General features: G+C 71.3%; 7 protein-coding genes. 5 read left to right on the top strand and 2 right to left on the bottom strand.

Annotated features, from left to right (window positions below; translation table 11 throughout):
• Positions 1-115: 115 nt before the first annotated feature.
• Positions 116-988 (bottom strand): ferredoxin, encoded by an 873-nt coding sequence (locus CLV43_RS34695; RefSeq protein ID WP_342749835.1) that lies wholly within the window; start codon positions 986-988, stop codon positions 116-118.
• Positions 989-1,349: 361 nt separating this feature from the next.
• Between CLV43_RS34695 and CLV43_RS34690 the strand changes: the two genes are divergently transcribed.
• From CLV43_RS34690 to CLV43_RS34680, 3 genes are all read left to right on the top strand, one after another.
• On the top strand, positions 1,350-1,901 hold the full coding sequence (locus CLV43_RS34690; RefSeq protein ID WP_425445789.1) for a sigma-70 family RNA polymerase sigma factor: 552 nt from the start codon (positions 1,350-1,352) through the stop codon (positions 1,899-1,901).
• Between the two features lie 18 nt (positions 1,902-1,919).
• Positions 1,920-2,282: a hypothetical protein gene (locus tag CLV43_RS34685; protein ID WP_146175012.1), complete on the top strand. Its 363-nt coding sequence runs from the start codon at positions 1,920-1,922 to the stop codon at positions 2,280-2,282.
• 241 nt (positions 2,283-2,523) lie between these two features.
• Entirely contained in the window at positions 2,524-5,328 is a 2,805-nt protein-coding gene (locus CLV43_RS34680; RefSeq protein WP_146175011.1) for a LuxR C-terminal-related transcriptional regulator, read from the top strand.
• Positions 5,329-5,443: 115 nt separating this feature from the next.
• On the opposite strand, the gene CLV43_RS34675 is transcribed toward CLV43_RS34680, so the two are convergent.
• Positions 5,444-6,919, bottom strand: coding sequence for a S8 family peptidase (locus CLV43_RS34675; RefSeq protein ID WP_170156147.1), 1,476 nt, complete (start codon positions 6,917-6,919; stop codon positions 5,444-5,446).
• 228 nt (positions 6,920-7,147) lie between these two features.
• On the opposite strand from CLV43_RS34675, the gene CLV43_RS34670 reads away from it, so the two are divergent.
• The gene (locus CLV43_RS34670) at positions 7,148-7,909 is read left to right on the top strand and encodes a TIGR03936 family radical SAM-associated protein (protein WP_106192727.1); all 762 of its coding nucleotides are present in this window, start codon (positions 7,148-7,150) and stop codon (positions 7,907-7,909) included.
• Positions 7,910-8,074: 165 nt separating this feature from the next.
• Positions 8,075-10,963 (top strand): translation initiation factor IF-2 N-terminal domain-containing protein, encoded by a 2,889-nt coding sequence (locus CLV43_RS34665; protein ID WP_106192726.1) that lies wholly within the window; start codon positions 8,075-8,077, stop codon positions 10,961-10,963.
• Positions 10,964-11,124 lie beyond the last annotated feature (161 nt).

Here is an 11,124-nt window from a genome sequence, read left to right as displayed (position 1 = left end):
TGGAAGGAAAACGGGCCGGGTCGCGTGCGAAACAATGGTCGTTCGCGCGCACCCGGTTCGAGTCCGGATAGGACGCAAGAAAGCGACGGCGAACGCGCAATTCCCTTGCGGTCGCTCAGTCCTTGACGCGGTTCACCTTGATGGCGCGCATGGGGCAGGCGTGCGCCGCGGCCTCGACCAGCGGGGTCTGGGAGGCCTCGGGGTTCTTGGCGTAGCGCAGCCGCCCGTCCTCCAGCAGCCGGAACACCTTCGGCGCCTGCGAGCCGCAGATGCCGTAGTGGTGGCACCGCTGGTGGTCGACGCTGACGGCGATCTTGTCCTTCACCTCGGTGCGCACGGTCGCCGACAGCGGGTCGCCGGGCTTCGGGGCGGGCTCCTCGGGCGCGGGGGAGTTGTCGACCTCCACGTGCGGGGTGTCCACCAGGCCGATGCGCGCGAGGTGCTCGGGCGGCAGGAAACGCAGCACCGTCAACGTGATCGCGGGCGCGAGCAGCGTGATGCCGCCCAGCCAGAGCGTGGACACCGAGCCGTTCGCGGCGGCGCCGAGCCAGGAGTGCATGGCCACGAGCCACACGCCCACGTAGGAGAAGCGGTGGAAGTTGACCCACTGCGAGGTCTCCAGCACCCGGTGCAGGCCCGCGGTGATCGCGACGGCGATCATCAGCTCCAGCCCGACGATGCCCAGCGCGTGCCGGGCGAGTCCGCCGTCGACGAACGGCAGGACGACCTGGAGGAAACCGAGGCCGCCCGAGTCGAGCAGCAGGAACGCCAACCCGTGCGTCAGACCGGTCGCCAGGGTGAACGTGGCCAGCACGATGTGCCCGCCGCGCAGCGCCTGTCTACCCGTCAACCGGTGCACCCAGCCGGTGGCCGTGAGCACGCCCCAGCACAGGGTCAGGCACATCGCGACGTAGGCCATGCGCGCCGACAACGCCGACACCGCGCGCACGCCGGCGTCGTACGAGGTGGCCGCTACAACCGTTTGCACGATGTGAGCGTTCATAACATTTCCCCCGACAAGGTCTAGATCGTTTTAGTGTGCGGCCCGATAAGTACTACGAACCGGCGTCGGAGTGGTTCGATCAAGTAGCCTATCCTTACTGTGATCTGTATCACAGTTTACTTGCGTAACCTCCTTCCAAGTTGGCCTGAGACCCCTAGAAGTCTGTCGGTGGCTTTCCGAAAGATACGTGTACCGAAGTTTTTATCAGAGATTTGGATTGTCATCTAGCGTGCCGTACGATCCTGTTGTATCAATTAGATCGCAGGTGCGCTTCCGGCCGTCGAAACGACACTGGGCGCCCCATCCGCCGCTTGGACTCCGGGAGGTTGGTTTCTCCATGAATGCGATGGGCGGAGCCTTGGCGGATCAACGTCGGCACGTCACGGGCTTCACCTCCAAGAGGCACGCCGAGGAGCTGGTCACCGAGCTCTACGGACAGTTCAAGGGCGCGTTGTTCGCCCACGTGCTCGGTCTCACCGGCCATGATCGGCAATGGACCGAGGACGTCGTGCAGGAGACGCTCATCAGAGCCTGGCAGAACTCGGAGAACCTCGTCCGCGACCCGCGCATGCTGCGCGGATGGCTACTCACGGTGGCCCGCCGGATCGTGATCGACGGGTGGCGCACGCGGCAGGCCCGGCCCCAAGAGGTGGAGCTGACCTCGCCGGACAGCATGGAAGCCCCCGACGAGACCGACCAGGCCCTCTCACTCATGGTGATCACCCAGGTGATCGGCAGCCTCGGCGAGGAGCACCGCGCCGCGATCTACGAGACCTACGTCCGCGGCCGGACGATCAAAGAGGCCGCCGCCGAGCTGGGGATTCCGGAAGGCACCGTGAAGTCCCGCCTGTACAAGGCCATGCAGATTCTCCGCGGTGCGCTGCGCGAGCGCAGCTGACCCCCGAAGGGGCGGATGATGTCGTCGCATTCGGACGTCGCCGCGTACCTGCTCGGCGTCCTCGACGAGGGCGCCGAGCTCGCATTTAACGACCATCTGTCCGGTTGTACCCGTTGTCAGCGCGACCTTGTCGAATTCCAGACAATTCCCAGGTTGCTCACCACGGCGGAACAATTCGGATTGTTGGCGCGGCGAATTCCCGCCGTCTCCGGATCGGACAGGCGGAAGCGCGGCTACTGCGGTGTGCCGGTGCGTGGTCTGCTGCTCATCGCGGCGAGCCTCTTGCTCGTGGCCGTGGCGGCGGTGCTGGCCATCTCCGGGGCTCTCCCGGCCGGCGACCACCTCTCCAGCGCCTCGTCGGTGTCCGTGTCGTGGGTCTGACCCACCGTCCGATCGCGCCGTACCGCCGATCGGCCCAAGAGCTCGTGGCGCCAAGTCTGGCTCACCGGGCCGCCCAGGTCTCTACGGTGGGTACCGAAGGAAATTCAGGTCTGCCCCCGACACGGCTCTCGGTACCGAAGGTCGAGGCGAACGCCCGGTCTGGACAGATGCCATACGGTGGTGCTCCCCGCTCCCACGGCCTCGCGTGCACCCTGCCAGGCGCCGCAGATCGGAGCTCCAGGTGACATCCCCAGTGCCCGCGTGGGTGGTCCACAGACCCGTGCTCGTGCCCGCGGCCCAGTCCGCCTGCCTCGGTCGCGAGGTCGAGCTGCGCACGATGCGGACCATGCTGGCGAAGGCGGCCGCGGGGCGCTCGGCGATTGTCACCATGACCGGCGAGCTGGGCGTAGGGAAGTCCGTCCTGCTGGAGGCCACCGCCGAACTGGCCAGGACGATGGGGTTCGCCGTCGCCGTCGGGCACGGGGCCAGGCTGGAGACGCACCTCGACGGCGGTGTGATCCGCCAGCTCGCCGACGACCTCGACGGCGAGGGCGTCGACCTCCGCCCCGACCGCGTGTCGTCGCTGGAGGCGTTCTACCGGTTGGTCCGCCAGGCGGCGGACCAGCGGCCGGTGCTGATCATCATCGACGACATCCACGTCACCGACATCTGGTCGATGCGGTCCATGGCCTACATCCGCCGCCGGATCACCGACCAGCCCGTGCTGATCCTGCTCGGCTCGACCACCGGCCACCCGCCCGCGCGCGAGGTGTCGTTGCAGGAGCTGACCGGGTGCAGCGCGGAGACCGTCGTCCTGGGTGGACTCGACATCCACGGCGTCACGGAACTGCTCAGGGCCAACATCTCCGCGCCGGTGCACGCCGACCTCGCCGCGGCCTGCCTGGAGGTCACCTGCGGCAACGCCTACCTGCTGCAGTCCATGTTCGGCGCGCTGCGCCTGCACTTCGGCGACGAGATCGGCGCCGTCACGCCCGCCGAGGTGCGCGAGCTGGCGTCGGCCGACATCGGCGAGCAGCTCCGCGTCCGGCTGCGCCCGCTGCCCGGCTGCGCCGAGCTGGTCCGCGCGGTGGCCGTCCTCGGCGACGAGGCCACCGTGGACATGGTCGCCGCGATGTCCGGTGTGGACTACGCCCAGGCGCTGCGCGGCATCGACGCGTTGGTGCGCCTGCGGATCCTCTGCAACAGCCACACCGTGTCCTTCCAGCACCCCTTCGTCCGCAACTCGGTGCTGGGCGACCTGCCGGTCGCGACCCGCGCCGCGGACCACGCCCGCGCCGCCCGGCTGCTCGCCGACGCCGGCTCCTCCGACGTGGAGGTCGCGGGGCACCTGCTGGAGGCGCGCGGCATCCGCATCCCGTGGGGGCTGGAGGTCCTGCGCCGCGCGGCTCGCGACGCCGCCCATCACCGCAGGCTGGAGCTGGCCCGCGACCTCCTCGAACGCGCGCTCGACGAACCCCTCACCCCCGACCAGCGGCTGGCCGTGCAGCTCGAGCTGGTGCACGCGGAGTTCCTCGGCGACTCGGTGAAGGGCATGGCGCGGCTGCGCGAGGCGCTCGCGCACGCCGACGACGTCCGCTCGGCCGTCGGCCAGGCCGTGACGATGCTGCTGCGGTCGTGCACCGCGCACGAGGCCCGCCTCGCGCTCTCCATCGGCCTCCAGGTCCAGTCCCGGCTCAGCTCCCAGGAGAAGGACGAGTTCTGGGAGCTGCGCGCCATGTGCTACCTCGCCGCGGCGGGCAACGACCTCGGCCTGGCGTTGCGCGCCAGCCTGTTCACCGACGACCTGGAGTCCGAGCAGCCCGACGACCCCCGGCTGCGCCAGCTGCACGCGGTGATCATGTCGCTCGGCCACGCGCTGCGCGGCGACTCGGCGCTGGAGGCCGTGAAGTGGGCCGACCAGGCGCTCGCGGGCGAGCGCACCGACGTCTTCGTGCAGCCCTTCGTGTTCACGCTCTCCACCTGCTTCCTCGTCGACGCGCCGGAGCTGTCGGACAAGTTCCGGCGGATGATCGGCAGCACCGAGGAGCCCCACGACTTCCACCTGCGCAAGGGAACCGTCGTGTCCCTGGCGCACGGCATGGACTTCCTCGCGTCCGGCGAGCTGATCAGGGCGAAGACGTTCCTCAAGTGGCAGATGCGGCTGTTCGAGGAGCTCGACGCCGTGCGCGACTGCCCGATGGCCATCCTCTGCGCCGCCAGGCTCACCGAGGTGCTCGTCGACCTCGGCCGCGCCGACGAGGCGCGGGACCTGTTGGCGCGCAGCGGTTTCGCGGGCGAGCTGCCCGAGCTGTTCCAGCACAACCTCGTGCTGTACTCGCGGGGCAAGCTCAAGCTGGCCCTGGACGACCCGTCGGGCGCCCTCGCGGACCTCCTCGAATGCGGCCGCCGCCTCGAGGCCTCCGCCGTCGACAGCCCCGCCGTGATCCCGTGGCGCGCCCTCGCGGTCCGGGCCTACCTGGCCCAGGGGCAGCGCGAACCCGCCGCGGCGCTGGCGAAGGAAGACCACGAGATGGCCCGGCAGTGGGGGACTCCCCGGTCGCTCGGCACCGCGCTGCTGTCGGTCGGTCTGAGTGCCGACGACGAGGACGCGGCCACCAGGGCGCTGCTCAAGGCGACCGAGTTCCTGTCCGAGTCGACCGCCAAGCTGACGCTCGCCGAGGCGTTCTTCGAGCTGGGGGCCCAGCTCCGCAGGCGTGGGCAGCCGGATCGCGCCATCCCGCACCTGCGCCGGGCCGTGGAGCTGAGCGCGAAGTGCGAGTCGCAGCCGCTGATCCGGCTGGCGGGCGACGAGCTGCGCGCCTGCGAGCCCGTCACGGCCGAGGGCACCGTGCACGGGCTCACCAAGCAGGAGACCAGGGTGGCCGGGATGGCGGCGCAGGGGCTGACCAACCGGCAGATCGCGGAGGCGCTGTTCCTGACCCGCCGCACGGTGGAGCTGCACCTGTCGGGGGCCTACCGGAAACTGGGGATCACCGGGCGCACGGACCTGGCGGAGGCGCTGAGCCAACACCGGGGACAGGAGTAGACCAGGTTCTTGGGAGCGCTCCCACCCCTTGTGCGCCACCGGAACTGTCGTACCCCACGCGTACCGTGTGCGTCGGGGGGGCCTCCCGACCCGGGGACCCCCGTTCCGGGCAGCCCTACTTCGTCACGGCGGTGAGGGCGTCGACCAGCCCGTGGCCGTAGAACCCGTTGTACTCCGAGTACCCCGTGCAGTACGCGTCCTGCGCGCCGGTCCCGTTCAGGTCGTAGTCCGCCGGGCAGGGCAGCGTCTCCGACTGCACGTTCAGCATCCGGCTCAGCTCCGGCGCGGTGGCCTCCGGGTGCACCGACGCCAGCAGCGCCGCCACGCCCGACACGTGCGGGGTCGCCATGGACGTGCCGCAGGAGTAGTCGTAGCCGGCGGGGACCGTGGACAGCACGCAGCCGTCGGTCTTGCCCTCGGGCACCTGCTTGCGGTCGCCGCCGGGGGCCGTGAGGTCGACCGCGCCCAGGCCGTACGAGCTGTAGCCCGCCTTGACCTTGTCCGCGCCGACCGACGACACGGCCACGACCGACCGCAGCTGGGCGGGCAGGACGAGGCAGGTGTTGTCGAGGGCGCGCGGCCTGACCTCCTCGGCGTTGGTCGGGCTCTGCGAGTCGCGGCCGGGCTTGCTCAGGTCGGTGGCGCCGTTGCCCGCGGCGGCGACGGTCAGCACGCCGCGGCCCGACGCGTACTCGACGGCGCGGCGCACGGCCTCGTAGACGACCTTCTGGCCGACCTGGTTCTGGCAGGTGAAGACCCACGGGTCGATGAAGTAGCTGTTGTTCGTGATGGTCATGCCGTGCACGGCCGACCACATGAAGCCGCACACCGCGTACTCCGGGTAGATGTACCCGTCGTCGTCCACGACCTTCACCGACGCGATCCGCACGCCCGGTGCGACGCCGGTGGTGCCGCGGCCGTCGTCGGCGGCGGCGATGGTGCCCGCCACGTGGGTGCCGTGCGCCGAGGTGGTCGGGGACCAGGCCGCCACCGACGTGTCGGCCTTGCCGGTCGCGCAGCCCGCGGACAGGCCGGGGTCGAGCGCCCCGACGAGGTCGGGGTGGTTGGGGTCGATGCCGGAGTCGAGGACGCCCACGACGACGTCGCGGCTGCCGTTGTTCACGGCGTGCGCCTCGGCGGCCCTGATCAGGTCCATGTCCCACTGCTCGACGGTGCGGTCCACGGCGCCGGTGCGGGAGGCCTTGCCCATCTCGGTCTCGTCGACCTTCTTCCGCACGACCGCGCCGGTGTGCTTGGAGATCGCCTCCGCCTGCGCGCTGTACGCCCGGTCGGGTCCCATCCGCCTGCCGAACGACGGGTCCGGCGAGGTCGCCACGGCCACGCCGATCTGCGGGTAGTACACGAGCGGCGTGCCGCACGACGCCGTTATCTCCGCCTCGGCCAGCGGCTGGCTGGTGCCCTCGTCGAACACCACGAGGTAGCGCAGCACCGGGCCCGGCTGCGTGCACGCGGCGATCGGGGTGGAGGACTGCTCGGCCTGCGCGGAGACGGCGGCGGAGGCCACCTGGCTACCGCTGACGAGCAGCACTGCGCTGACCGCGACCGCTCGGGCGCGGCGGAGCAGAGGCACGGGGGACCTCCATGGCTGGGCGTACTGCGTTCGACGGCGCCGGGTGACCGTTGTAGGCGGACGGTAACCACGTGCGCGTGACCAGACAACCTCAACGGCCCGAACCCCACCACGGTACCGTCCTGCTGGAGTAGCAGCCTGGGCCGTTGGGGTGCCACCACCCCCGCCACGCACCGAGGAGCAGCACTGAGCCGCCAGCAGCAGCCCAACAACCCGTCGGCCCCGCCGGTGCAGAAGCTCCGGTTGCGCTACGCCAAGCGCGGGAGGCTGCGCTTCACCTCGCACCGCGACGTGGCGCGCAGCTTCGAACGCGCCCTCCGGCGCGCCGGGGTGCCGATGGCGTACTCGCAGGGGTTCAGCCCCCGTCCGAAGGTGTCCTGGATCGGCGCCTCGCCGACCGGGGTCGCCAGCGAGGCCGAGTACGTGGAGTTCCAGGTCGTCCGGCTCGTGGACCTGGAGAAGCTGCGGCTCGTCCTGGACGAGGCGCTGCCGCCGGGGCTGGACGTGCTGGAGGTCGTCGTCTCGACCGGTGGGAACCTCACCGAGCGCATCGAGGCGAGCTCCTGGCGGGTCGAGCTGCCCGGCGTGTCGCCCGACGAGCTTCGGGTCGCCGTAGCCGCGCTGATGGCCGCGGAGTCGGTCCAGGTGGAGCGCGCGACCAAGGACGGGAAGCGGATCTTGGACGTCCGCCCGGCCGTGGTGTCGGCCCTGGTCGAGGACCAATCGAGCGACGCAGGCCACGATGGGCCTGATTTGTCACAGCCGTGTGGGATACTCGTGACGGTCGTACGGCAGACAACGCCTACCGTGCGACCCGATGACGTGCTGAGCGCGCTCCGCGTCGTCGCCGACCTGGCTCCGCCGGTGCCCGCGAAGGCGACCCGGATGGCGCAGGGACGGCTCGACGACGATGGTGGACTGGTAGACCCGCTGGCCCCGGACAGGGTGGCGGAGTCCGAGCCGGTGGCCGGGGAGCAGGAGCGCCGCTAAGGGCGTCGTCGAAGGACCTGCCGGCTGTGCGCCCGTGCTCGAAGAGCACGGATACCGGTCGGCGTTGGCAAGGATTCCCGCCGCCAGCCGCGGCGGAGAGTGGACTAGAGAGGCCCCTGCGCGGCCGCGTCTTCGACTAGACGCGCCCGGGGGCGGAGGAGCTGCATGTCGAACACGGACAAGCCTGCCGGTAACCCCGGCGGGGATAACGTCACATCCGCACACCCGGAGCTGGCGGATCTGCCCGCCAAGCTCAGGGTGCACGCGCTGGCGAAGCTGCTGGGTGCCAGCAGCAAGGACGTCGTGGCCGCGCTCGCCGACCTGGGCGAGACGGTGCGCGGGGTCCAGTCCAGCGTGAGCCGGGACATCGCGCTGAAGGTCGCCGAGAGCCTGCTGAACTGGGACGACGTCGTCTCCGGTGAGGTCGACGTCGAGGTGCACGAGGAGCCCGCGGTCCCGGCGAGGCAGGTCAGGGACCTGGCCGCCCTCACCCCGCTGTTCGCGCCGCCGTCCGCGGTGTTCCTCTCGCCCGCCGCGCCGGCGCCCGCCCAGGACGAGGAGCCCGCGCCCAAGCGGGGCCGCGGTCGGGCCAAGCCGGTCGTCGAGGAGGAGCCCGCCGACCGCTACGACGACGCGGACGACCAGCACGACGACGCCGCTGACCAGCAGGAGGGCGACGACGACCAGTCCGGTGAGGACAGCGACAGCCGTCGCCGCCGCCGTCGTGGCCGTCGTGGCCGCGGTCGTGGCAAGGGCGCCGAGGACACCGGTGAGGACGGCGAGGGCACCGAGGAGTCCGAGGAGGACGACGCCGAGGCGTCGGCCGACCAGGACGACCAGGGGTCGGATGAGGGGACGGACGGCGGCAGCCGTCGTCGCCGTCGCCGTCGTCGCCGCAAGACCGGCGCCGAGGACGAGCCCGCGATCACCGAGGACGACCCGCCGAACACGGTCGTGCACGTCCGCGAGGTCCGGGAGACCCGCGACGCGCGCGACGACAAGGCCGACTCCGAGGCCGCGCAGAGCGAGGTGCGCAGCATCCGGGGCTCGACCCGCCTGGAGGCCAAGCGCCAGCGCCGCCGCGACGGTCGCGAGGCCGGTCGCCGCCGCGTGCCGGTGCTCTCGGAGGCCGAGTTCCTGGCCCGCCGGGAGGCCGTCGAGCGCACCATGGTCGTCCGCGAGCGCGGCGACCGCACCCAGATCGGTGTCCTGGAGGACGGTGTCCTCGTGGAGCACTTCGTGACCTCGTCCGGCACCGGCTCGCTGGTCGGCAACGTCTACCTCGGCCGGGTGCAGAACGTGCTCCCGAGCATGGAGGCCGCGTTCATCGACATCGGCCGCGGCCGCAACGCCGTGCTGTACGCCGGTGAGGTCGACTGGGACGCCGCCGGTCTCGAGGGCAAGTCCCGCAAGATCGAGCAGGCCCTCTCCAGCGGCGACAGCGTGCTCGTCCAGGTCACCAAGGACCCGGTCGGCCACAAGGGCGCCCGCCTGACCACCCAGATCAGCCTGCCCGGCCGCTTCCTGGTGTACGTGCCCGGCGGCGGCGCGACCGGCATCAGCCGCAAGCTGCCGGACAACGAGCGCAAGCGCCTCAAGGACATCCTCAAGCGAGTCGTCCCCGAGGACGCCGGTGTGATCATCCGCACCGCGTCGGAGGGCATCGCCGAGGAGGAGCTGGGCCGCGACGTCACCCGCCTGCAGGCGCAGTGGCAGGTCATCAAGGACAAGGCCGCCACGCCCAAGGCGCAGGCGCCGCAGCTGCTCTACGAAGAGCCGGACCTGCTGGTGAAGGTCGTCCGCGACCTGTTCACCGAGGACTTCTCCGCGCTGATCGTCCAGGGCGCGGACGCGTGGGAGACGATCGACTCCTACGTCCGCCACGTGGCACCCGACCTCCAGGACCGGCTGCGCAAGCACATCGGCAGCTCGGACGCGTTCGTCGAGCACCGCATCGACGAGCAGCTGCTCAAGGCGCTCGACCGCAAGGTCTGGCTGCCCTCGGGCGGCTACCTGGTCATCGACCGCACCGAGGCGATGACGGTCATCGACGTCAACACCGGCAAGTTCACCGGATCGGGTGGCAACCTCGAGGAGACGGTGACCCGGAACAACCTGGAGTCGGCGGAGGAGATCGTCCGCCAGCTCCGGTTGCGCGACATCGGCGGCATCATCGTCATCGACTTCATCGACATGGTGCTGGAGTCGAACCGCGACCTGGTGCTGCGCCGCCTGACCGAGTGCCTCGGCCGGGACCGCACCCGCCACCAGGTCGCCGAGGTCACCTCGCTCGGCCTGGTGCAGATGACCCGCAAGCGGGTCGGCACCGGTCTGCTCGAGGCGTTCAGCACCACGTGCGAGCACTGCCGCGGTCGCGGCGTCGTCGTGTCCACCGACCCCGTGCACTCGCACGGTGGCGGCGGCGCGCCCGCCACGGCCCCCAGCGCTCCCCAGCAGCAGCAGACCCAGCAGCAGCCGAGCCGGAAGTCCCGCCAGCGCAACCGCGGTGGCGGCGACGGCGGCGAGCACACCGAGGCCCCGGCCGTCGTGGACGAGCCCGTGGCCGAGGTCGTCGAGACCGCGCCCCCGGTGCAGCCCGCGCAGGCGACCCGGCCCGCTCCGTCCACTTCGGACGAGCCGGTCGGCGACCTGGTCGTGGACACCACCGAGCCCGCGGTGCTGCTGGACCAGGACGCCCAGTCCGCTCAGGACGGTGCGAAGCGCGACCGGCGCGACCGCAACCGGGAGCGGCGCCGGGCGCGCCGGGACGCGGGTGCCGCGAAGCAGCAGACCCAGGAGCCCGTAGGTGATGCTTCTGAGACTGTCGTGGCGGCTGCTGTCGAGGCTCCAGCGGTTGTCGAGGTCGTTGCACCGGTTGAGGCTCCGGTCGTCGCGCAGGCTGAGGCCGTCGCGCCGCAGCAGGCGCTGAACGGCCACGCGGCGCCGGAGCAGTCCGAGCCGGAACCGCCGACCGTGATCGCGCCCCGGCGCCGGACGTCGCGTCGTGCGGCGACCCGTCCCGCGGGCCCGCCCGTGGGCGTGACCGAGGGCTGACGTCGCTCGTCCGCCGAGGGCCCGTGCCGATACCGGTGCGGGCCCTCGGCGTTGGCGGGGGAGTGTGGCGTCGGGCACATCCGGCGGCTCGCGGAAGGCGTGCGAAAGCCGTCGGATCCGTACGTCGCGGTGTCCCCGTTTCCGCTGCTGACCAGGGGAAT

This window comes from Umezawaea tangerina (genome assembly GCF_003002815.1).
Lineage (GTDB): Bacteria > Actinomycetota > Actinomycetes > Mycobacteriales > Pseudonocardiaceae > Umezawaea > Umezawaea tangerina.
Note: the sequence above shows the minus strand (reverse complement) of the source record. Positions and strands in the feature narration are given on the sequence as shown.